Annotated in this window: 20 protein-coding genes and 2 pseudogenes; 12 read left to right on the forward strand and 10 right to left on the reverse strand. The window is 68.7% G+C overall.

The window, feature by feature from the left end:
* Positions 1 to 39: 39 nt before the first annotated feature.
* The 6 genes from ACO2TI_RS15095 to ACO2TI_RS15120 all read right to left on the reverse strand — a co-directional run bounded on the left by ACO2TI_RS15095 (position 40) and on the right by ACO2TI_RS15120 (position 5,390).
* A complete protein-coding gene (locus ACO2TI_RS15095) occupies positions 40 to 792 on the reverse strand; it encodes a flagellar brake protein (protein ID WP_423285541.1) in 753 nt (250 codons plus the stop codon).
* 55 nt (positions 793 to 847) lie between these two features.
* Positions 848 to 1,153, reverse strand: a complete 306-nt coding sequence (locus ACO2TI_RS15100; RefSeq protein ID WP_423285543.1) for a flagellar protein FliT — start codon at positions 1,151 to 1,153, stop codon at positions 848 to 850.
* 44 nt (positions 1,154 to 1,197) lie between these two features.
* On the reverse strand, positions 1,198 to 1,638 hold the full coding sequence (fliS, locus tag ACO2TI_RS15105) for a flagellar export chaperone FliS (RefSeq protein ID WP_423285545.1): 441 nt from the start codon (positions 1,636 to 1,638) through the stop codon (positions 1,198 to 1,200).
* Positions 1,639 to 1,750: 112 nt separating this feature from the next.
* A complete protein-coding gene (fliD, locus tag ACO2TI_RS15110) occupies positions 1,751 to 3,172 on the reverse strand; it encodes a flagellar filament capping protein FliD (protein ID WP_423285547.1) in 1,422 nt (473 codons plus the stop codon).
* A gap of 133 nt (positions 3,173 to 3,305) precedes the next feature.
* Positions 3,306 to 4,244, reverse strand: coding sequence for a flagellin (locus ACO2TI_RS15115; RefSeq protein WP_423285548.1), 939 nt, complete (start codon positions 4,242 to 4,244; stop codon positions 3,306 to 3,308).
* 210 nt (positions 4,245 to 4,454) lie between these two features.
* Entirely contained in the window at positions 4,455 to 5,390 is a 936-nt protein-coding gene (locus ACO2TI_RS15120; RefSeq protein WP_423285550.1) for a flagellin, read from the reverse strand.
* Between the two features lie 417 nt (positions 5,391 to 5,807).
* Here ACO2TI_RS15120 and ACO2TI_RS15125 point away from each other — a divergent pair, with 417 nt between their 5' ends.
* From ACO2TI_RS15125 to ACO2TI_RS15150, 6 genes and pseudogenes are all read left to right on the forward strand, one after another.
* On the forward strand, positions 5,808 to 7,733 hold the full coding sequence (locus tag ACO2TI_RS15125; protein ID WP_423285551.1) for a tetratricopeptide repeat protein: 1,926 nt from the start codon (positions 5,808 to 5,810) through the stop codon (positions 7,731 to 7,733).
* 189 nt (positions 7,734 to 7,922) lie between these two features.
* On the forward strand, positions 7,923 to 8,558 hold the full coding sequence (locus ACO2TI_RS15130; protein ID WP_423285553.1) for an IS110 family transposase: 636 nt from the start codon (positions 7,923 to 7,925) through the stop codon (positions 8,556 to 8,558).
* A 117-nt stretch (positions 8,559 to 8,675) separates the two neighbouring features.
* On the forward strand, positions 8,676 to 9,908 hold the full coding sequence (locus ACO2TI_RS15135; protein WP_423285555.1) for a DUF3859 domain-containing protein: 1,233 nt from the start codon (positions 8,676 to 8,678) through the stop codon (positions 9,906 to 9,908).
* Positions 9,909 to 10,017: 109 nt separating this feature from the next.
* A complete protein-coding gene (locus tag ACO2TI_RS15140) occupies positions 10,018 to 10,917 on the forward strand; it encodes a DUF2167 domain-containing protein (protein WP_423285557.1) in 900 nt (299 codons plus the stop codon).
* Positions 10,918 to 10,936: 19 nt separating this feature from the next.
* A pseudogene (locus tag ACO2TI_RS15145) lies at positions 10,937 to 11,347 on the forward strand (site-2 protease family protein); the annotation flags it as partial.
* Between the two features lie 129 nt (positions 11,348 to 11,476).
* Positions 11,477 to 11,623, forward strand: a pseudogene (locus tag ACO2TI_RS15150) (IS110 family transposase); the annotation flags it as partial.
* A 46-nt stretch (positions 11,624 to 11,669) separates the two neighbouring features.
* On the opposite strand, the gene ACO2TI_RS15155 reads toward ACO2TI_RS15150, so the two are convergent.
* Genes ACO2TI_RS15155 through ACO2TI_RS15170 form a run of 4 tightly spaced genes read right to left on the reverse strand, consistent with a single transcriptional unit; the run spans position 11,670 to position 17,244 of the window.
* On the reverse strand, positions 11,670 to 13,859 hold the full coding sequence (locus ACO2TI_RS15155; RefSeq protein WP_423285559.1) for a hypothetical protein: 2,190 nt from the start codon (positions 13,857 to 13,859) through the stop codon (positions 11,670 to 11,672).
* Positions 13,849 to 14,265, reverse strand: a complete 417-nt coding sequence (locus ACO2TI_RS15160) for an adenylyltransferase/cytidyltransferase family protein (protein ID WP_423285560.1) — start codon at positions 14,263 to 14,265, stop codon at positions 13,849 to 13,851. Before ACO2TI_RS15160 ends, ACO2TI_RS15155 begins: the two co-directional genes overlap by 11 nt.
* Complete coding sequence (gene asnB, locus ACO2TI_RS15165; RefSeq protein ID WP_423285562.1) at positions 14,256 to 15,791, reverse strand: asparagine synthase (glutamine-hydrolyzing); 1,536 nt, start codon at positions 15,789 to 15,791, stop codon at positions 14,256 to 14,258. The genes ACO2TI_RS15160 and asnB overlap by 10 nt, the downstream gene beginning before the upstream one ends.
* 13 nt (positions 15,792 to 15,804) lie before the next feature.
* Positions 15,805 to 17,244: a CDP-glycerol glycerophosphotransferase family protein gene (locus ACO2TI_RS15170; protein ID WP_423285563.1), complete on the reverse strand. Its 1,440-nt coding sequence runs from the start codon at positions 17,242 to 17,244 to the stop codon at positions 15,805 to 15,807.
* 279 nt (positions 17,245 to 17,523) lie between these two features.
* Between ACO2TI_RS15170 and flhD the strand changes: the two genes are divergently transcribed.
* From flhD to ACO2TI_RS15200, 6 genes are all read left to right on the forward strand, one after another.
* A complete protein-coding gene (gene flhD / locus ACO2TI_RS15175) occupies positions 17,524 to 17,847 on the forward strand; it encodes a flagellar transcriptional regulator FlhD (protein ID WP_423285565.1) in 324 nt (107 codons plus the stop codon).
* Positions 17,848 to 17,886: 39 nt separating this feature from the next.
* Positions 17,887 to 18,423, forward strand: coding sequence for a flagellar transcriptional regulator FlhC (gene flhC, locus ACO2TI_RS15180; RefSeq protein ID WP_423285567.1), 537 nt, complete (start codon positions 17,887 to 17,889; stop codon positions 18,421 to 18,423).
* A gap of 362 nt (positions 18,424 to 18,785) precedes the next feature.
* Positions 18,786 to 19,646: a flagellar motor stator protein MotA gene (motA, locus tag ACO2TI_RS15185; RefSeq protein WP_423285569.1), complete on the forward strand. Its 861-nt coding sequence runs from the start codon at positions 18,786 to 18,788 to the stop codon at positions 19,644 to 19,646.
* 165 nt (positions 19,647 to 19,811) lie between these two features.
* On the forward strand, positions 19,812 to 20,804 hold the full coding sequence (gene motB / locus ACO2TI_RS15190) for a flagellar motor protein MotB (protein WP_423285570.1): 993 nt from the start codon (positions 19,812 to 19,814) through the stop codon (positions 20,802 to 20,804).
* Positions 20,805 to 20,857: 53 nt separating this feature from the next.
* Positions 20,858 to 21,253 carry a chemotaxis response regulator CheY gene (cheY, locus tag ACO2TI_RS15195; RefSeq protein ID WP_423285572.1) on the forward strand — a complete coding sequence of 132 codons (396 nt, stop codon included), beginning with the start codon at positions 20,858 to 20,860 and terminating at the stop codon, positions 21,251 to 21,253.
* A gap of 30 nt (positions 21,254 to 21,283) precedes the next feature.
* Positions 21,284 to 21,916: a protein phosphatase CheZ gene (locus ACO2TI_RS15200; RefSeq protein WP_423285574.1), complete on the forward strand. Its 633-nt coding sequence runs from the start codon at positions 21,284 to 21,286 to the stop codon at positions 21,914 to 21,916.

The raw sequence follows: 21,916 nt of genomic DNA on the forward strand, positions 1-21,916 counted from the left end.
ATCGGTGCTGGGCGCGCCTTGGCTCGGCGCTGTCGGGATTCAGATCGACAGGAGGCGCCGGCGCTTTTGCGTGTTGTCGATGTAGCGCTGCAGCGCGCGCGCGGCATCGCCTGTGAGGCTGGCCAGTTCGCAGCCCAGGCGGGCGCCGGGCGCGCCGGGATTCATCTGCGTGACGTGCATCACCGTCAGCGAGGCCTCGAAGCGCGTGTCCGAATCGAGCTCGACCGTCACGCCGCGCACCATGACCCCCGGCGGCACCGGCGGCACGTTGTCGGGCACGAAGAGGGCGATGCCGGAAATGCTCACGTCGACCACGCGCAGCTCGAGCTGCATCTCCGGCAGGGCCGGATGACGAAGGCGCGTGACCGGGCGCGTGTTGAGCAGCGGCTTGACGCGAAAGCTGCCGCGGCGCTGGAAGCGAAACAGCTCGCGCGGGAAGCGTGCGTTGAGCGCGCTGTCGCGCCCGCGATGCACGAGCAGCAGGTCCTGCAGGTCGAACTGCAGCTTGATGCTGTCGAGATAGCCGACGGCGACCGCCTCGTCGCTGTCGACCAGGGCCGCGAGGCGCGCGTCGGTCGGGTCGGCGGCCAGGCTGATCAGGCCGCGCGCCGGGTCCAGCGCCCACAGCGTGGTCATGTAGCCGTGGCCCGCGGGCGTGGACAGGTGCAGCAGCGTGTTGGTGTCGGCCAGCTGGCGCAGCAGCGCCAGCACCTCGGCCGGTGCGCGCACGCGGAACTCGTCGAGACCTGGGTCGCTTCGGCCCCCATCGAGCGGCATCGGCAGCGTTTCCATCTCGTCGCCTTCTTTGCGGTGGTGTGCCGGCGCGATGGTAGGCGTCGGCAGCGCGTCAGTGAAGCAGGGCGGGGCGGCCGTGGAGCAGGCGGTCCACGTCCTCGAGCCAGGGCTCGGCGAGGTGGCGTATCTGCGCGTCGTTGACGAGGATGCGCTGCATGATGCGGGTCTTCAGCTGGCGCTCGTCGCGACCGAGCTGTTCGGCCGAGGCGGCAGCGTGCTTGAGCTGCGAAATCAGCAGCGCGCAGGCGCCTTCGAGCTTGACCACCTGGTCCCAGTCGCCGCTGCGCGCGGCGCCCAGCATCTGCTCGCTGGCTTGTTCGATCGCCTCGTAGTAGCGAAGCAGGCCTTGCTTGTCCATGGTTCTTGTCCCTCCCTGGTGCGTGGCGTTCGTCGGCATCGGCTTCAGCCGCGGCCGGCGGCGTCGGCTTGCGGACGAATGCTCGCCCAGGCCTCGCGCAGCGGTTCGATCAGGCGCACGCATTCGTCGATGGCGGCCTCGTCGTTGCGCAGGTTGGCCTGCGTGAGGCGCACGCTGATGTAGCCGTACAGCGCGTCCAGGTTCTGGCTGAGTTCGCCGCCGGCCGGGCTGAGCGCGGCCTTGAGGCCCTCGTCGACGATGCGCACCGCGCGCGTCAGGGCGTTGCCCTTGGCCTGCACCTGGCCGGCGCGCATCGCGCCGCGCGCTTCGGCCAGCGTGTCGAGCAAGCCGGTGTAGAGCATGGCGACGAGCTGGTGCGGCGTCGCGCCGCCGATGCCGGTCTCGACGCCGACGCTGCGGTAGGTGCTGGCGAAGGCGAGGGCGGAGCGGGAGGCCATGAACGCGGAAGGCGAAGCGGTCTGCATGGTGCGGGACACTCGGTTCGTTGTGTGCTTGTCCCGTTATCGGCCCCGGCCGGGCCGGGCTTGAGCGTTCGAATCGCCGAATCGGCCCCGGAAGACGGGGGATATCAGCGCATCACGACGAGCTTTGCTTGGCCAGCGCGGTCATCTGCGCGCTGACGTAGCTTTGCAGGCTGTTGAGGCTGGCGAGCTGGGTGTCGAGCGCGGTGTACTGCTTGAGCAGGCGCGCCTGGATGCGGGTGATGCGCTCCTCGAGGCGGTCCTGCTCGGCCGTGTTGCGCTTCAGGCTCGCCTTGAGGCCGTCGGTGCGCGTGGTCAGCAAGCCCTCGCTGCCGGTCAGGCCGTCGGCGAAGCTGCGCCAGCGTCCGGCCAGGCCGTTGTTGCCGGGCACCGCGTCGTCGACCGAGGTGAACAGCTTGGTGATCTCGGGCAGGTTGGCCAGCGCCGTGTCGAGCTTGCTCGCGGTGACCGTGACCGAGCCGTCGCGGGCCACCGTCATGCCGATGTCGCCGAGCGTCTTGAACGTGCTCGACGCGCCGTTGCTCTCGCGCAGCAGGTTGCGCATCTGGTTGCGCAGGCCCACCGCGGTGCTGTCGCCTTGCAGCGAGCCGGCGGTCTTGGTGCTGTCGTCGTACTTGGTCTGATCGTTGACGTAGGCGTTGAGCGCGTTGTAGGCGGTCACGAAGTTCGTGATCGCGGTCTTGATGCTCGTCGTGTCGCTCGCCACGCTCACCGCGACCGGGCTTGTCGTGAGCTTGGACAGCGTCAGCGTGACGCCCTCGACCACGTTGGCGAGCGTGTTGCTCGCCGACTCCACCGCCAGGCCGTTGATCGTGGCCTTGGCATTGGCCGCGGCCTGCGTCTGCGTCAGCGCGTTGACGCCGTTCTCGGGGTCGTAGCCCAGCGCGGCGAAGCCCGCGCCGCTGGTCTGCACGCGCAGCGCGTTCTCGGCGCCGGTGGCCTTGGAGGTCAGCGTCAGGCGCGCGCCGTTGGCGTCGGTGACGATCGACGCGGTGACGCCGGCGTTGGCGGCGTTGATCTTGTCGCGCACCTGCGCGAGCGTGGTGTTCGGGTCGGTGAAGTCCAGCACCAGCGCCGTGCTGCCGCTCTTGGCGGTAAAGCTGCCGGCGTTCCAGGTGCCGAGATCGATCGTCATCTGGCCCGCGCCGACCACCGCGCTCGAGCTGGCGAAGGCCGGCAGGCCCGAGGCCAGGCTGTGCGCGCTGGCGAGCTGGGTCACGGCCACCTGGTAGCTGCCCGAGGCGGCGCCGCCGGTGCTGCTCACGCCCACCGAGGCCGCGTCGGCCGAGGTGGCTGTCGTGCCCTGCCACAGCGTCGACTTGTTCAGCGCCGCGGCCGCGTCGCGCAAGGTCGACATCAGGCTCGCGACCTTGCCGTAGGCCGAGATCTGCGTCTGGATCGAGCTGGCGGCGGTCTCGAGGTTCTCGATCGGCTTGCGCTCGAGCGAGACGAGCTGCTCGACGATGCTTTGCACGTCGAGGCCACTGCCGATACCGGGGGAGCTGATGTTGGCCATGGAAGAGGCTTTGAAGGGATCTCGTCCGGCTTATCGGCCGGGCGCAGAAGGACTTGAGCCCCGCGGACGGCGCCGTTCGTGAAGCACGACGCAGTCCGCGGGGCTCATGGCCCGGCGTTTCCGGGGCGAGGCGTCAGCGGCCCAGCAGCGACAGCACCTGCTGCGGCAGCTGGTTGGCCTGCGCGACCATCGCGTTGCCGGCCTGCTGCAGGATCTGCGCGCGGCTGAGCGCGGCAGTCTCGGCGGCAAAGTCGGCATCCATGATCCGGCTGCGCGCGGCGGCCTGGTTCTCCGAGGCCGTCTGCAGGTTGCCGATCACGGCCTCGAAGCGGTTCTGCACCGCGCCGAAGATCGCGCGCTTGTCGTTGATGATGTTCAGCGCGCGGTCGATCACGTTGATCGCGTCGTCGATCTGGCTCACGGTCGCCACGGTCGTCAGGCCGGTCGCGGTGCCGCCGATCGACACGCCGTTGGTGCCGTCCCAGCCGGTGAACACAGTGCCCAGCACCATGTCGTCGGTGATCGTGGTGTCGGCGGTGTCGATCGCCGAGGCGGCCGTGATCGCCGTGCCGAGCAGGTCGATCGAGTTGATCGCGATGCGGTCGTCGGCGGTCGCGTTGGCGCCGACCTGGAACTCCAGCGTGCCGGCCGAGCCGTCGAACAGCGGCTTGGTGTTGAAGTTCGACGACTTCACGATGCGCTGCATCTCGCTTTGCAGCTCGCCGAACTCGCGCTGCAGGTTGGCGCGGTCGCCGTCGCTGTTGGTGGCGTTGCGCGACTGCACGGCCAGCTCGCGCATGCGCTGCAGCATGTCGCCGATCTTGCCCAGTGCGCCTTCGGCGGTCTGCGCCAGCGAGATGCCGTCGTTGGCGTTGCGGATCGCGACGTTCATGCCGCGGACCTGCGAATTCATGCGCTCGGCGATCGCGAGGCCGGCGGCGTCGTCCTTGGCGGAGTTGACCCGCAGGCCCGACGACAGGCGCTGCATCGCGACGCTGAGCGCGCTTTGCGAACCGTTGAGGTTTCGCTGTGCATTCAGCGAAACGATGTTGGTGTTGATGGTCTGCGGCATGGCAGCTCTCCTTCTCAGAAATCGATGGACTCCCGGCCTGAGAGCCGGCTGTACCTGCGCGGTGAGTCGAATTCTTGAGGAGGGTCCAGCGCCCGCAAGGCCCGATTAAAGGCGCGTTTGCCTGCCTAATCAAAACAAGAAGGCGCCGCGCCCCTTGCGGGACGCGGCGCCTTGCGCGTGGGCCCGGCGCCTGGCGGCGCCGGCCTTCGATCAGCGCAGCAGCGACAGCACTTGCTGCGGCAGCTGGTTGGCCTGCGAGACCATCGCGGTGCCGGCTTGCTGAAGGATCTGCGCCTTCGACAAGTTGGCGGTTTCCGCGGCGAAGTCGGCGTCCATGATCCGTCCGCGCGAGGCGGCGGTGTTCTCGGCGTTGACCTGCAGCGTCGCGATCACGTTCTCGAAGCGGTTCTGCACCGCACCGAAGGTGGCGCGCTTGTCGTTGACGACGTCCAGGGCGCGGTCGATCACGTTGATCGCATCGTCGATCTGCGACACGCCGGCGACCGTGGTGCTGGCCGACGAGGTGCCGCCGATGGCGACGCCGTTCGTGCCGTCCCAGCCGCCGACCACGGTGCCGAGGATGTCGGCGTCCGAGATCGTCGTGTCGGTCGCGTCGGCAGCCGAGGCGGCCGTGATCGCCGAGCCTTCGAGCACGCTGGCGGCCACCGTGATGCGGTCGTTGCTGGTGGTGTTCGAGCCGACCTGGAAGTCCAGCGCGGTGCCGTTGGCGTCGAACAGCTTCTTGCCGTTGAAGGCGGTGTTCTTCACCGTGCGGTCGATTTCCGACTGCAGTTCCTTGAACTCCTTCTGCAGGTTGGCGCGGTCGCCGTCGCTGTTGGTCGCGTTGCGCGACTGGACAGCCAGTTCACGCATGCGCTGCAGCATGTCGCCGACCTTGCCCAGCGCGCCTTCGGCGGTCTGCGCCAGCGAGATGCCGTCGTTGGCGTTGCGGATCGCGACGTTCATGCCCTTGACCTGGGCATTCATGCGCTCGGCGATCGCCAGGCCGGCGGCATCGTCCTTGGCGGAGTTCACGCGCAGGCCGGAGGACAGGCGCTGCATGGAAGTCGCCAGCGAGTTCTGCGAACCGCTCAGGTTGCGCTGCGCATTGAGCGACGAGACGTTGGTGATAACAGACATGGCCATTTCTAGCTCTCCTTGCGATTGAGTGACACCCGGCTTGAGCGCCGGCATTGCCTCGGCAGTCGCTCCAGTTGCCTTTCGCTTCTGCCGCGCCGTGGGACCGGGGTCCTTTGGCTGCGCCCGGGGTCGTCATCCCGCGAGATCGGTGGAGGGACTTAGGTTGGTTGCTGTCCCCGTCGAACCCTTGGTCGGCTACTCCGGACCACGTGCCTCTTTCGGAAGCGACGTTGGGGAGGTTTTCGACGAGGAGCCGGGGAACTTTAGGGCCGAACTTTCAGATTTCTGCCAGCCCCTCTCACGCGCGCGCGGGGGTGGTGCGGCAAATTGCCGGTGCTTTTGCCTACTTACGGGCGCTTGGATGCCTGGGCTCGGCTGGCAGAGTCGGCGCAGCGGGAATCCTCCCGAGCACCGACTGCGCCCATGAGCCAAGCCTTTGCCCCTTCCAACGCGCGCCGCCCCGGCATCTCGCCGCGCCTGGCCGCGGGTCGCGAGCACCTGCGCAACCTGCGCTGGCGCGAGGCCGAGCGCGACCTGTGCGCCGGCATCGCGGCGGTGGGTGCGACGCTGCACGACTGGATGGGCCTGGCGATCGCGCGGCTCAAGCTCGAGCGCGCTGCCGAGGCGGTGGAGGCCGCTGAGCGCGCGGTCGCGATGGCGCCGGCCAGCGTCGAGGCGCGCGAGATCCTCGCGCAGGCGCTGCTTGCGCAACAGCGCCACGCCGACGCGGTGCGCGTCTACGAAGGCGCGCCCGAAGGCTCGCGCTTCGGCCACGACTCGCTGTTGAACTGGTCGATCGCGCTGGTGAAGGCCGACCGCCCGGCCGACGCGATCCCGCGCCTGATGGAAGCCATCTCGCTGAAGATGGATTCGGTGCCGGCCTATGTGCGGCTCGGCGCGGCGTTTCGCCAGCTCAAGATGTTCGAGGAGGCCAACGAGTGCTTCCGCACCGCGGTCGCGCTCGAGCCCGACAACCTCACCGCGCACGGCTACCTGGTCCACCTCGACCAGTTCGCCTGCCGCTGGGACCGCTTCGGCGAGGACGTGGCGGCCTTCATCGAGGCCATCGAGCGCAACCCGCGCGAGATGCCCGAAGGCCAGGAATGCACGCCGTTCGCGCTGGTCGCGATTCCGCACGACCCCAAGGTCATGCGCCACGCGGCCGAGCTGGAATCCAAGCGCCAGGCGCGCGGCGTCGTGCCGTTGCCGAAGCAGGCCTGGCGCCGGCGCGACGGCGAGCGCATCCGCATCGGCTACCTCTCGGCCGACTTCTACCAGCACGCCACCGCGATGCTGATCGCCGAGGTGCTGGAGCGCCACGACCGCGCGCGCTTCGAGGTCTTTCTCTATTCGCACGGCAAGGACGACCGCTCGGCGATGCGCGCGCGCCTGGTGCGCGCCTGCGAGCACTGGATCGACGCGCGCGCGATGGGCGCCGAGGCGATCGCGCGGCGCGTGCGCGACGACGGCATCGACATCCTGGTCGACCTCAAGGGCTACACGCAGGACCACCGCTTCAAGACCATGGCCTACCGACCTGCGCCGGTGCAGGTGTCGTGGCTGGGCTTTCCGGGCACGACCGGCGCGCCCTACATCGACTACTTCATCGGCGACCGCATCGTCACGCCGCTCGAGCACGCGCCGTACTTCGGCGAGAAGCTCGCGCAGATGCCCGCGAGCTACCAGCCCAATGACCGCCAGCGGCCGCGTCCGCGCCCGGCGACGCGCGCGCAATGGGGCCTGCCGGACGACCGCCCGGTGCTGGCTTGCTTCAACAACGTCTACAAGATCACGCCGCAGGCCTTTGCCTGCTGGCTGCGCATCCTGCGCAGCGCGCCCGAGGCGGTGCTGTGGCTGCTCGACGCCAACGACCAGGCCTGCGCCAACCTGCGCCGCGAGGCGCAGGCCGCGGGCGTCGATCCCGAGCGGCTGATCTTCTCGCCCTCGGTGCCGCCGGAGATCCACCAGTCGCGCCTGCCGCTGGCCGACCTGATGCTCGACACCTGGCCTTGCAACGCGCACACCACCGCCAGCGATGCGCTGTGGGCCGGGCTGCCGCTGGTCACGCTGCCGGGCCAGACCTTCGCGTCGCGCGTGGCCGCGAGCCTGCTTGGCGCGGTCGGGCTGGAGGAACTGGTGGCGCGCGACGAGGCGCATTACGAATCGATCGCCTTGGAGCTGCTGGCCGACCGCGAGCGCCTGGCGTCGATGCGCGAGCATCTGGTGCAGGGGCGCGACACGCTGCCGCTGTTCGATGCCGAGCGCTTTGCGCGGGATCTGGAGGCGCTGTACGGGCGCATGGCGGCGCGGGCGGCGCAGGGGTTGGCGCCGGAGCATTTGCCGGCTTGACCTTCACCCCAGCCCTTGTATGTAGGCCAGTAGCGCCTGGCCGCAGCAGACCGATTGGCCCGGGGTGAAGTTCGAACCTATACCGTGGGAGAGCGAAGGTCGCTGCGGCCGCTTCGGGGACGATGAGCGAGCCGCCCGAACAGTTGCGAGGTCACCAGACCGTATCGACCACAAGGAAGGGCGCGGCTCATGAGCGAAGAGGTCTTCGTCGGCATCGACGTCAGCAAGAACTGGTTGGACGTGGCGGCCACGGCGCAGTTGCAGCCCAGGCGTGCCACCAACGACGAGCCGGGGCGTGAGGAGTTGGTCCAGCAGTTGGTGAAGCTGAAGCCGACGCTGGTGGTGCTGGAGGCCACGGGCGGGTTCGAGGCGACGCTGGCCGCGCAGCTCAGCCGTGCGGGGCTGGCGGTGGCGGTGATCAACCCGAAGAAGGTGCGCGACTTCGCCAAGGCGGCCGGCATCGCGGCGAAGACCGATCGGCTGGACGCGCAGGTGCTGGCGCGCTTCGCGCAGCAGATGGGCCCGCAGGTGCACCCGCTGGCCGGCGACCAACAGCGAGAGATCGTGGAACTGGTGGACCGCCGGGCGCAGTTGGTGGCGATGCGGGCGCAGGAGAAGACACGGCTGAGCACCGCTCAGCCGGTGGCCCGCAAGAGTGTTCGCCAGCACATCGACTGGTTGGATGCGCAGATCAAGGACATCGACAGCGAACTGCATGGGACGATCGGCGTGCCAGGCAGGCGTGGTGGGTGCGGTGAGGGGCGGACATCGTGGCGGGGCGATCCCAAGCCAGCGCCCTGCGTCGGGAGAGCGCGACAACCCTAGCGCGGGCGGCGCAGGAATCGCTGCGGCATGTGCAGTCGGCCACGCGTGGCAGGCGACGGAGGTTGGCGGGCGCGGACAGAATTCGGCGCATTCAAAGGAAGCGAGGGAGTCTGGATCATGAGTCAGCGAGGCTTGGGCCTGCGCGTTGTGGCCGCCGTGGCCACCACAGCGCTGATCGCCGGATGCGCTGCACCGGTGTCGAAGGAGATCAGCTGGGTCAAGCGGCCCGGGAGCGCGTCGAAGGTCGACGTGGTCTGGACCGGCACCTATGAGGCCGCAAGCGGCAAGGTCCACCAGGACGTCAACTCGCTCGGCGGCAAGCACACCACGTTCGAGTCGTACCGCAAGACGGCGACCACGACGAACATCCCGTTGACCCTTGGAACGAGGTTCGGCGTCGCCTACAGCTGCCCCGACCTCGGGCCTGATGAGTACATCGAGGTCCGTCGTCTTTGGACCTTCGCCGATCCGGGCCTCAAGGATCCTCGCAACGGAAGGCTCGCCATCGCCATCGCCAACACGGCACCGTGCACGCGCGACGAGACGATGTCGGGCTATCACCTCGGCGAACCCTGGGAACTGGTGCCGGGCCTCTGGAAGTTCGAGTTGCAGGTCGACGGCCAGACGGTGCAGACCGTCTCCTTCGAACTGCAGCCGCCGACGCCGTCAGGGTCTGGAGTGCGGCGACCGGAAGGGTCCGCCGAACGCAAGCAGGACGTATTCGAACGGCGCCTCGCGGAGCTAAAGTTACTCGCCAAGACACTCGAAGCGCGCCAGACTGCCGCGGTCGAGTCGCTCAATATCGACGAGGTGGCCAATCCCAAGGCGCTGCTGACCGAAGAGGGAATTTCGAGGCTGCGCGCCATGCTCGCACGCTTGCGCGAGATCAATGGGCAGGGCATGGGCATGGTCGACGAACTGGCCGCGCATGCAACCCAGTTGTTCGTCCATGCCCCCAGGGAAGGGAAGTGGCGTGCCGCAGAGGCGCTGACCCAGCGCTTCTTCGCGGACGTGAAGGACATCGGCACCCGCGCGACGGCCTCCCTCGAACAGGCCCTCGACCGAATATCGAGCTTCGCCGACTGGGTGCACCTGCACCGCGATCGCTTTCATGTGGTCGATGGCGTGCTCAACCACGATCTCGGTCCCGACGAACAGGAGGAATTCGATGAACTGGTCAACGGAGTCCAGGTCAGCATCGACGAGCTCCAGGCGGCCGTCGACGAGCTGACGAGCGCCCAGAACGACTACCTGCGTCGTCTCGAGGTGTTGGACGGCAAGCCGATGGACGTCAAGGCCGTCGCTGACTCCGCAAAGATCTGGATGCCCCGCCCCCGGCAGCCCTCGTAGACTGCCCGCGCCGCGACCGCGCGAGGAGGCGCGTCCCCGGCCGAGACCACAACCGATCCGGGCCACAGGCCTGCACCGAGCCCGACGCGGCTCTTACGAGGGAGGATTCATGCACATCGCCAAGCGATGGGCCACGTTCGCCGTGGCCTTCATGTTCGCGCTCGCCGCCGGCGGCGCGTTCGCACAGAACGCCCACACCGACGCCGCGGCGGCCAAGGCCTTCGAGGACGCCAAGGCCGCCGCCAAGACCGGCCCGCAGGACATCGAGCTGATCGACCAGGCCGTGCTCAAGCTGCCGGCCGGCCACGTCTTCGTGCCGCAGCCGCAGGCCACCGCGCTGCTCAACGCGATGGGCAACCCCGGCAAGGACGATCGCCTGCAGGGTCTGGTCTTTCCGCAAGGCGACGGCGAGGGCTGGTTCATGACGGTGCGCTACGAGAAGTCGGGCTACATCAAGGACGACGACGCCAAGGACTGGAATGCCGACGACCTGCTGAAGTCCTACCGCGAGGGCACCGAGGCCAGTAACGAGGAGCGCGTGAAGATGGGCGGGCCGGCCATCGAGATCGTCGGCTGGGCCGAGAAGCCGGCCTACGACGCGGGCACCCATCGCCTGGTGTGGGCCATGTCGTCGCAGGCCAAGGGCGCGCCGGCCAACGAGCCGCAAGGCGTCAACTACAACACCTACGCGCTGGGCCGCGAGGGCTACTTCAGCCTCAACCTCGTGACCGACCTGAAGGACCTGCCGGCCCACAAGGACAGCGCGCGCACCATGCTCGCCGCTCTGAACTACAAGGACGGCAAGCGCTACGCGGACTTCAACGCCTCGACCGACAACGTGGCTGCCTACGGCCTGGCCGCGCTGGTGGTGGGCGTGGGTGCCAAGAAGCTCGGCATGTTCGCGCTGATCGCCGCGTTCTTCGCCAAGTTCGCGAAGGTGTTCATCCTTGCCGGACTGGCCTTCGGCGGCGCGATCATGAAGTTCCTCCGCCGCAAGAAGAGCGCCTGAGTCCGGCCGCGCGATCGCGATGAAGCTGCTCTTGATGCTCCTGTCGGGCGCGAAGTTCGGCAAGCTATTCACCACTGGCGGCACGATGCTGGTCTCGCTGGTGGTCTATGCCTTCGTCTACGGATGGCGCTACGCGGCGGGCTTCATCGCGCTGCTGTTCGTGCACGAGATGGGCCACTACGTCGCCGCGCGGCGCAAGGGCCTGGCGGTCGGCGCGCCGACCTTCATTCCGTTCGTCGGCGCGTGGATCGACTTGAAGGACATGCCGAACGACGCGCAGACCGAGGCCTACGTAGGCCTGGGCGGACCGCTTGTCGGCACGATCGGCGCGACGCTGTGCTATTTCATGGCGCGCGACAGCGGCGCGTCCTGGCTGCTGGCCGTGGCCTACGCGGGGCAGCTGTCGTTCTTGTTGAGCGTTCGGCCTTTGCGAGCCCACGCCAAAGCGATGTCGTTGCGACCGAGCTGCTGTGCGCACACTGCGCCGCACCACAGGACATTGATGTACGGGTAGTTGTCCGCGCCGTTGCCAACGAGCTTGGGCTCAATCGATTGCCTGAACCCTCTGATCAAGGCCATGTACGAGCGGCTGCGCCGCGCAGGCAAGCCGTTCAAGGTGGCCTTAACCGCCTGCATGCGCAAGCTGCTGACCATCCTGAATGCCATGCTCAAGCACAACACTTCCTGGAACTACGTCCAGGCTTGACACGGTTGCTCTCCCGCACGCGGGAGAGGGCGGGGGTGAGGGGGAATCAGGCCGCGGCCGTCGCGCAGTCCGTCGACTCGCGTGTCCACACCCGCCCTGCGCGCACCACGATCTCCAGCTTGAGCCGCTGCGCCGCATCGACGCGCGCCCAGAATCGCTCGCGCTCGTCGGCCGGCACTTCGGCAAAGCCGCCGCGCGCCGGATCGTCCAGCACCGCGATCTCGCCCAGCCGCCGGTCGATCGCCTCGATCGCCTGCGGGATCTGCCCGCGCGTCGTGCGCCGGATCAGGCCCGCATGGTGCGGGTCGGCGAACTTCTCGACCACCAGGCGCGCGTCGTCGCACTCGGCCACGCGCGCGACGAAGCGCGAGAACGCACAGCGGTCCGCCGTCGCGCTGCCGACCGTGTAATACAGCGGTGCGCGCGCAAAGGCCTCGCGCGGCAGGTCCTGAAGGTGCACGCGCTCGGCCTCGCCGTGGATCAGCGCACGCTGCATCGGCCGGTAGGCGGCCCACAGGTCGAGATCGACCTGCGGGTTGAAGGCGATCGCGCGCAGGCCGAAGTGCAGCGCGAAGCGCAGCGCCGCGTAGCCGCCCATGCTGCCGAAGTAGCAGGCCACGTCCTCGCGCGCGAAGCGCGACAGCACGCGCGCCTCGATCACGCGGCAGGTCGCCTCGAAGGCCGTGCCCGAGTACCAGTTCAGCTCGGGGTTGTTGACGAACAGCAGGTGATGGCCGCGCAGGCCTTGCACGAGGCTCGGCACGCTGGTGAAGCTGTGGTGCGAGTCGACGCAGGAGAAGACGATCAGCACGCGCTGGGCGCCCGGCGTCTCGAGCCAGAGATGCTCGCGGCCGCCGGCGTCGCCGTGCGGCCGGGACAGCAGCCGCGACATCAGCGCGAAGGGCACGCTGCGCAGCCGCTCGTCGGCCAGCGCGCGCCAGGGCGCATGCGCGGCGAGCGATTGCCACAGCGCCTTCGCCTCGGGCAGGCGCTGGCGGCGCGCGGTCTGGCAGGGCACGAGCGCGCCATCAGTCCACAGCGCGGCGAGCTGGGCTTGCGCGACGCGTGCGATGCGCGGCGCGGCGCTGTCGGCAAGGGCGCGCCAGCGAGCCTCTTCGTCGTCGACGGCACGCGCCGCGGCGGCGTCTTGCGGCGCCTGCGCTTCGAGCAGCGACCACAGCGCCGCCTCGGCGCCGGCGTGGCCGTCGAGCCGGCGTGCGGCGGCGAAGGCGATCGCGGCGTCCTCGACGCGCCCTTCGGCCGCAGCGCGTTCGCCGTGCGCGTGGTGGAGCGCGGCTATCGCGGCGTCGGCGAAGCGCGCGTCGTTCGCATCGGCATCGAGCTTTGCGTAGCCGCGGTCGAGCGCGGCCAGTGCGTTCAAGGCCTCATCGGCCGGTGCGTGTTCCGCGGGCGTTTCGCCGAGCGCGGTGCTCAGGGCCGCGAGTCGCTCGTGGGCACCGGGGCGCGACAGCGCTGCCGCGAGCGCCGCGCGATGCGCGCTCTCATGCCAGCGCGCCGGCGCGATCGCGCGCGCTTCGGCGCCGCCGGCCAGCGCGAGCGGCTGCTCGTGGCGACCGGCTTCGAGCCAGGCGCGCAGCATCGAGACCGGCAGCCGCGGCTGCAGCCCGCAGCGCAGGCACTCGGCCAGCGCTTCGGTCGAGGCGAGCGCGTCGTTCGCGCGCACGCCGATCTCGAACAGCGTCAGCAGCGCACGCGCGACCTGTTCGCCGTCGGCCTCGGCCAGCGCGAGGCTGGTCTGCTGGAGCGATGCGGCGCGCCGCGCATCGAGCGCGCCGGGCGCGGTCAGCCGCAGCTCGGCTTGCACCAGCGGCCAGGCCAGCGCGGCCGGCAGCTGTTGCGGCTCGTCGAAGGCCGGCTCGAGTCCGTGGTGGCGATAGAGCGCGAACACGAACCCGGGGCAATGCAGCTCGCCCTCGGCCAGATGTGCTTCGGCCAGGCGCACCAGCGTGGCCGGGTGGTCGAACGGCGTGTCGAGCCAGCCGAGCACGGTGCGAAAGCGCCCGTCGAGCAGGCGCGCGGCCTGGGCGCGATCGTCGGTGTCGAGGCCGGCCCATTGCGACCACAGCGCGCGCCACAGCGCGACGCGGGCCTCGGCGTCGAGCGCGGATTCGAGGTGGACGAGCAGGTGCTCGAGCGCCGCGCGCGTCGGCGGCCCGGACGCGATCGCGCCGAAGTGGCGTGCGTAGTCGCCGTGTCCGGCAAACCTAGGCTGCACGCAAGCGCTCGAGGGTCTGGTTGATCAGCGTCGACGAGGTCGACTTGGTGTACGGGAAGTACAGCAGGCGCACGCCGAGCTCGTTGAACTGCTGGTCGTACTCCTTCCAGCGCTCGTTCTGGTACCAGTCGTCGCCGACGAACATCACGTTGAACTTGTAGCGCTGCCAGGCGTCGAGCTTGTCCATCGAGTTCTGCGGCACCGCGAGATCGACGTAGCGGCTGGCGCGCACGATCTCGATGCGTTCCTCGAACGGGATCACCGCGCGCTTGTTCTTGTACTGCACCAGGTCGTCGACGGTGACGCCGACGATCAGCCGGTCGCACATCGACTTGGCGTTGCGCAGCACGTTGACGTGGCCGACGTGGAAGAGGTCGAACACCCCGGTGGTATAGCCTACGACCATGACAGCTCCTGAAGCACGTGGTCCTGGAACCGGCGGTACTCGGCCTGCCGGCTCTGATGAGGGTCGACGCGGGCGCTGAAGCCGATCTTGCGGCGCTCGAGCGGCCCGGTGAGTCCGCGGCGCGCGAGCAGCCGGCGCAGCGGGATCTTGGATTCGCGCTCGTCGAGCTTGTCGCTCGCTTGCGCGCGGTAGCAGTAGTCGACCAGGCGGCGGTCGGCAAAGGGAACGCGCGCTTCCTTGGAGGCGGCCATCGAGGCGAAGTCCATGCGTCGCAAGAGCCCCGGCAGGTGCACGCGGTAGAAGAAGTCCTCGACCCATTCGAGCGTCGTCTTGCCGAAGCGCAGGTCGTCGAGGTAGTCGGCAAGGCGCTGCGTCGGCGCGACGCTGTCGCTGTAGCCGTAGTGGCGGTAGAAGGCCGCCGCGTCGAACTGCTCGGCGCGCTGCGCCCAGCGGAACACACCGTCGTAGCCGAACATCAGCTCGTCGGCGCCCTCGCCGGTCAAAACGACTTTCTCGTCGGGCTCCATCGCCGCGCAGGCGGCGTGGATCAAGGCTTCATTGGGCACCGACAGCGGCTCGCCGCGCAGGCGCGCGAGTTCCCCCCAGCGTGCGTGCAAGGCGTCGGCCTCGAGCGTGACGCGACGCATCGCGCGGCCGAGCCGGTCGGCGGTGTCCTGCGCATCGTCGAACTCGTTGCTCTGCGGCAGGCCAACCGAGTAGACCTGCGGCACCTCGGACATCGCGAGGATCAGCGTGCTGTCGATGCCGCCGGACAGCAAGGCGGTGTTGCGCACGTCGCTGAGCTCGTGTTCGCGCACCACGTCCTGCAGCAGGGTCTCGAAGGCGTCGAGCTCGAAGCGCTCGTTGCGGCGCGCGAGCTGCCAGAGCGCTCGGCGCGTGCCGTCGCTGCGCAGCAGCTGGCCGGGCAGCAGCTCCTCGACGCCGGTGAAGAAGGTGGCGCCCGGCAGCGGGCGGCGGATCAGCCGCCACTCGGCGAGCGCGCGCGCGTCGATGCCGGCGTCGGTGAGCCAGGCGACCACCGCCGGTTCGGAGGCGATCACGACATCATCGCCGCGGCGCGCGAGGTGCAGCGGCTTGATGCCCAGCGCGTCGCGCGCGGCGACCCAGCCGCCGCTGTGCAGGTCGTGGATGACGAAGGCGTACATGCCTTCGAGCGCCTCGAGGAAGGCCTCGCCGTGCGCGGCATAGCCTTCGAGCAGGGTGCGGGTGTCGGAGCGGTTGGCCGTGTCGAGGCCGAAGCGGCGCTGCAGCGCGCGGTGGTTGTAGATCTCGCCGTTGAAGACGATGGCGTAGCGCCCGCAGCCCGAGCGCATCGGCTGGTCGGCGCTGTGCGCGGTGTCGATGATCGCCAGGCGGTTGTGGCCCAGGTGCACGCGGCCGTCGGCGAGGCTCAGGAGGCCGGTCGCGTCGGGCCCGCGCCAGCGCTGGCGCTCCAGCGCCGCGCGCGCGCGCCCGGCGTCGATGCGGCGCGCGTCGCGCTGGGCGATGAAGAGGATGCCGCACATGGGCCGCGGTTCCTCAGGTCCAGCCCTGCGCCTGCCGGGCGAGCGCGGTCTCGAGCTCGGCGCCGATCAGCTCGACCACGCGCTCGGCGGCCCGGCCGTCGATGTGGTCGAACAGCTGGGCGGCGAGCTGGTCGCGCGCCGCCTTGAACGGCGCGCCGCAGCGCTTGTCGCAATGCTTGAGCACTTCGACGAGCGCCTGCGCGGTGGCCACCATCGGGCCCGGCAGCTCGGCCAGCTTGGCGTCGTAGAGCTTGCGCGACTTGGCGATGTAGCTCGCGTGGTCGGGGCGAAACAGCACGATCGGCCGGTCCAGGTGCAGGTAGTCGAACATCAGCGACGAGTAGTCCGTCACCAGCGCGTCGGTTTCGCGCATCAGCGGATAGATGTCGCTGCGCGGTCGCACGAAGACCACGCCGGGCAGGGCCTGTTCGAGCTGCGGCTGCATCGACTGCTCGACCGGATGCAGGTTCATCACCAGCAGGTCGCCGCTCGCGGCCACGCCCTTGGCGACGCGCTCGAGCCCCGCGTCGAGCAGCCAGCGGCCGCGGTCGGCGTCGCGAAAGGTCGGTGCGTAGAAGAACACGCGCTGGCCGGCGCGGCGGGTGGCGCGCATGCGTTCGAGCAGGGCCTCGTCGACGTTGACCAGGTCGGCCGCGCTCGGCTCGCGGTGCATCACGTCGTTGCGCGGGAAGCCGATCGGCGCATAGCGCTCGAACGAGAACCAGCGCCGCCAGTTGCCTTCGTCGGCGCGCGATCCGCCGACGAAGCTGGCGAAGCGCCCGCAGGTGCGCAGGATGCGCGCGACGCGCGGCGAGAAGTTCTTCAGCGGCGGCAGGTTGCGCAGGCCCACTTCCTTGATCGAGATGCCGTGCCACAGCTGCACCACGCGCGCGCCGGCGAACAGCGAGGGCGCGAGCGGGTTGGGATGCAGCAGGTGGTCGTGGATCACCAGCACCGCGGTGCCGAGCGCGCGCGTCACGTCGGCATCGCTCCACTGCTCGGGCGCGCCGGGAAAGCAGTCGCCGCCGAGGCCGCGCACCAGCGCTTCCTGCGCCGCGTCGTGCGGCATGAACCAGCACTCGACGCCCATCGCGCCGGCGCGCTCGCGCAGCGCCTGCCAGGCGTACTTGGTGTTGTCGCCGAAGTGCGCGCCGCCGACGAAGACGACGCGCCGCTCCTTGGGGTGGATCTGCGAGATCTCGGCCAGCTCGCGCGCGGTGCGCTCCTGGTTGAGCTGCTGCTCGATCTGCGCGAGCTTCGTGCGCAGGGCCTCGACCTCGGCGGATGCGCCGTCGCGCGCCTTGAGCTCGAGGATGGTGTCGACCAGTGAGTTGATCGCCTCGTTGACGTGGGCGCCGAAGGCCTCGACCTGTTCGAGCCGGGCCTCGACCGAAGCCGGCGGCAGGCGGTGCTCGGGCGCGAGGTCGGGGGCGGTCGCGGCGGTGGCGCTCATCGGTGTCCTTGTGTGTTTGCGGGCCAGTCTAGGGAGACGGCCGCAGCGCGAAGGCTCGAAAAGCGCGGTCGGGGTCGGCTTGTTGCGCGTCGGGCGCCCAGCACCCTTGTAGGAATTTGCCTGACAGGCGGCGTCCGATGGCGATGACAGACGCAACAGCGTGCAACCTATTCAGAACCCGAAATGCCGACCCTACAGTTCTTCACACGGCAAACGCGAAAGCAACACCGTAAACACCTGCCAGACCCCGAACGAGACAACGACCCGAGGACCGACGAGATGAACACCGAGCAGATCCTGATGGAGATCCGTGAAGCCAACCTGTCGTACCTGATGCTGGCGCAAAGCCTGATCCGCGGCGACCGCGACGAGGCGCTGTTTCGCCTGGGCATCTCGGAAGAGACCGCGGACCTGATCACGACGCTCTCGCCGGCTCAGATGATGAAGATCGCCTCGGGCAACACGCTGCTGTGCCGCATGCGCATCGACGACGACGTGGTCTGGGGCCTGCTGACCAACCACGGCAAGAGCGCCTCCAACGACAGCGTCAGCCGCCTGCACGCGAGCATCCTGATGGCCGGCCGCCATCAAGAGGCCGCCTGACTAGATAGATAGAACAGATCGAACCGCCGGAGCCTTCTCATGCGCAACAAGAGCATCCTGACCGAAGCCAAGCAGATCGAGCGTGCGGTGACGCTGATCCAGCTCGGTGCCCGACTCCAAGTGCTCGAGTCGGAGACGGATCTCTCCTACGAGCGCCTGCTGCGCCTGTACAAGGAAGTGGCCGGCAAGTCGCCGAGCAAGGGCCAGCTGCCGTTCTCGACCGACTGGTTCATGACCTGGCAGCCCAACATCCACGCCAGCCTGTTCCTCAACATCCACGAGTACCTGAACAAGGTCGCCGCGCTCGACGAGATCGACACGGTGATCAAGGCCTACCGTCTCTACCTCGAGCAGACGCAGGCACAGGGACTCGAGCCGCTGCTGTCGGTCACCCGCGCCTGGCGCCTGGTGAAGTTCATCGACAACGGCATGCTCACCATGACCTCGTGCTCCAAGTGCGGCGGGCATTTCGTCACGCATCCGCACGAGATCGCCAAGCACTTCACCTGCGGCCTGTGCAACCCGCCGGCGCGCGCCGGCAAGGGCAAGGCCGCCGGTGCGCTGTGCATGCACTGAAACAAGGCCCCTACGCTCACTGCGTTCGCTGCCCCCGGGGGCCCTTGCGGCGGACCGTCCTGAGCGTGTCGAAGGGCGGATCCGCGCAAGCTCTCGAAGGCTGGTGGCGAAGCTCGACGGCTTCTCGTTTGTCTCCTCCGGGGCACCCCGCGTGCCGTTCAGGGCCTCGCTGGCGCGAGGCCCTTCTCTTTGGTGCCTGTTTGCGGTGCTGTTCATCGGACCGCGTGAGTGCGCACGCACCGACACTGTCCTTCGCCCTCGGTCCTGTCGGGAATGTTCAAGTGCCGCCTTCAGCGGCCGATAACCCCGTCAATCCCCGCGGCCCGTTGGGCGCGGACCCGTCCATGTAGCCCCCAAGCACCATGTTCGTCCTCATCGGCTGGCTCGTCGCCCTCGGTTGCGTGTTCGGCGTCTTCATCGCCCACGGCGGCAACATCAGCGTCGTGCTGCACGCGCTGCCGTTCGAGATGATCACCATCATGGGCGCGGCGCTCGGCGCCTTTGTCGCCAACAACCAGCCCAAGGTGCTCAAGGCATCGCTGGCCGGCTTCGGCGCGTGCTTCAAGGGCAGCAAGTACACCAAGTCGCGCTACATGGAGCTGATGGCGCTGCTCTACGACCTGCTGCAAAAGGCCCGCAAGGAGGGCCTGATGGCGATCGAGAAGGATGTCGAGGATCCGCACAACTCGGCGCTGTTCCAGAAGTACGCCACGGTGGGCAAGGATCACCACGTGGTCGAGTTCATCACCGACTACCTGCGCATGATGGTCTCGGGCAACCTGAACCCGCACGAGATCGAGACGCTGATGGACAGCGAGATCGACACCCACCATCACGAAGGCCACCAGCCGGTGGCGGCGATCCAGCGCCTGGCCGGCGGCCTGCCGGCCTTCGGCATCGTGGCCGCGGTGCTCGGCGTCGTGAACACCATGGGCTCGGTCGGCCAGCCGCCGGCCGTGCTGGGCGCCATGATCGGCTCGGCCCTGGTCGGCACTTTCCTCGGCATCTTGCTGAGCTACGGCATCTTCGAGCCGCTGGCCGGCCTGCTCGAGCAGAAGATGGACGAAGGCACTAAGGAACTGCAGTGCATCAAGACCACGCTGCTGGCGAGCATGCAGGGCTATGCGCCGGCGATCGCGGTCGAGTTCGGACGCAAGGTTCTCTACTCCACTGAACGTCCCGCGTTCAAGGAGCTGGAGGATCACGTGAAGGGCAAGAAGTGAGTCTCGGCTTCGTCGAGGGGCGGTGCGGGGCGCAAAGGCTTGCCCGGGCGCGGCCTCGCCCGGTCACCCACCCCCTCACGTCAAACGCAGCGGCGTCGGCCTGCTCCCGAACGGCCATGGCCTTGCCTGCCGAGCCCCCCGCGCGAGCCATGAAGGACCACTGACATGGCCGGCGACGCCAAGAAGCTCCAGCCCATCATCGTCAAGCGCATCAAGAAGGGCGGCCACGGCCACCATGGCGGTGCGTGGAAGATCGCCTATGCCGACTTCGTGACCGCGATGATGGCCTTCTTCCTGCTGATGTGGCTGCTCGGCTCGACCACCGAAGGCGACCGCAAGGGCATCCAGGACTACTTCAACAACCCGCTGAAGATCGCGCTGCAGGCCGGCGGCTCGGGTTCGGGCGACAGCTCGCACGTGATCAAGGGCGGCGGCCAGGACCTGAGCCGCACCAGCGGCCAGGTCAAGAAGGGCGACATCGAGGCGCCCAACAAGACCTTCAACCTGCAGGCGCTCAAGGACCAGCAGAAGGCCGCCGAGGCCGATCGCCTCAAGGCGCTGAAGGAGCGCGTCGAGGAGGTGCTGTCGAACAGCCCGCGCCTGACCGAGTTCAAGAGCCAGATCCGCCTCGACATGACGCGCGACGGCCTGCGCATCCAGATCGTCGACGAGAAGAACCGGCCGATGTTCGCCAGCGGCAGCGCGGTCGTGCAGCCCTACATGCGCGACCTGCTGCGCGCGATCGGCGGCGTGCTGACCGAGGTGCCCAACAAGCTCACGCTCGAAGGCCACACCGACGCGGCGAGCTTCTTCGGCGGCGTGGCGGGCTACAGCAACTGGGAGCTGTCGAGCGACCGCGCCAACGCTTCGCGGCGCGAGCTGGTGGCCGGCGGCCTGCCCGACGAGCGCGTGCTGCGCGTGCAGGGCCTGGCGGCCAGCCAGCTGTTCGACCGCAGCGACGCGCTGAACCCGATCAACCGGCGCATCAGCATCATCGTGATGAACCGCGAGGCCGAGGACCGCTTCCACCAGGCCGCCGAGGGCACCGAGGCGCTCGACGTCGACCAGACCCACCCGGCGCCTGCGCCGGCGGCGATCGCCGCGTCGGCCGCCGCGGTGCCTGCGCTGCCCTCAAGTCCGCCGGCGAAGAGCCGATAGAGCATTCAATTGCATCCGCAGGGGCCAGGCCCCGACCGAGGAAACCGAACATCATGAGCAACCCCACCGACCTCAAGTTCCTGATCGTCGACGACTTCTCGACCATGCGCCGCATCGTGCGCGGCCTGCTCAAGGAAATGGGTTGCAACAACGCCGACGAGGCCGAGGACGGCGCGGTCGCGCTGCAGATGCTCAAGGCACAGAAGTTCGACTTCGTCGTCAGCGACATCAACATGCCCAACATGAACGGCTTCGACCTGCTCAAGGCGATCAAGGCCGACGACGGCCTCAAGCACCTGCCGGTGCTGATGGTCACCGCCGAGGCGCGCAAGGAAGACATCGTGCTGGCGGCCCAGAGCGGCGCGGCCGGCTACATCGTCAAGCCGTTCACGAAGGCCACGCTGGAGGAGAAGGTCCAGAAGATCATGCAGAAGCTCGCCACCGCCTGACCATCACATTCAGCCAAGGACGAGCTCATCATGAAGATGGACCAGATCGACGCGCTTGCGCCGCAGATGGCGGCGCAAGCCTCTCCCGAGATCTTCCAGCAGCTCGGGCACATCACCCGCCAGTTGCACGACACGCTGCAGCAGCTGGGCGTGATGCCCAAGCTGCAGAACGCGGCCGACGGCCTGCCCGACGCGCGCAGCCGCCTGAACTACATCGCGACCAAGACCGCCGACGCGGCCAACAAGGTGCTCAACTCGGTCGACCAGGCCAAGGTCGAGCACGAGCACATCGCCTCGGAGACGCGCCGCCTCGGGCAGGCGCTGGTCAAGGACCCGGTCAAGGCCGTGGCCAGCGGCGCCGTGATGAACTTCGTCGAGGACGTCGAGCGCGCGACCGCACGCATCGACCAGCACCTCACCGACATCATGATGGCCCAGGACTTCCACGACCTGACCGGCCAGGTGGTGACCAAGGTCGTGGCGCTGGCCTCCGACCTCGAGGATTCGCTGGTCAAGCTGCTGGTCCAGGCCGCGCCGCCGGAGCAGGCCGAGAAGGTCGAGTCGACCCTGCTCAACGGCCCCGTGGTCTCCTACGAAGGCCGCACCGACGTGGTCAAGAACCAGTCGGAAGTCGACGACCTGCTGGCCAGCCTGGGGTTCTGA

It is taken from the genome of Caldimonas sp. KR1-144 (assembly GCF_049446155.1).
In the GTDB taxonomy this organism is placed as follows: Bacteria; Pseudomonadota; Gammaproteobacteria; order Burkholderiales; family Burkholderiaceae_C; genus Rivibacter.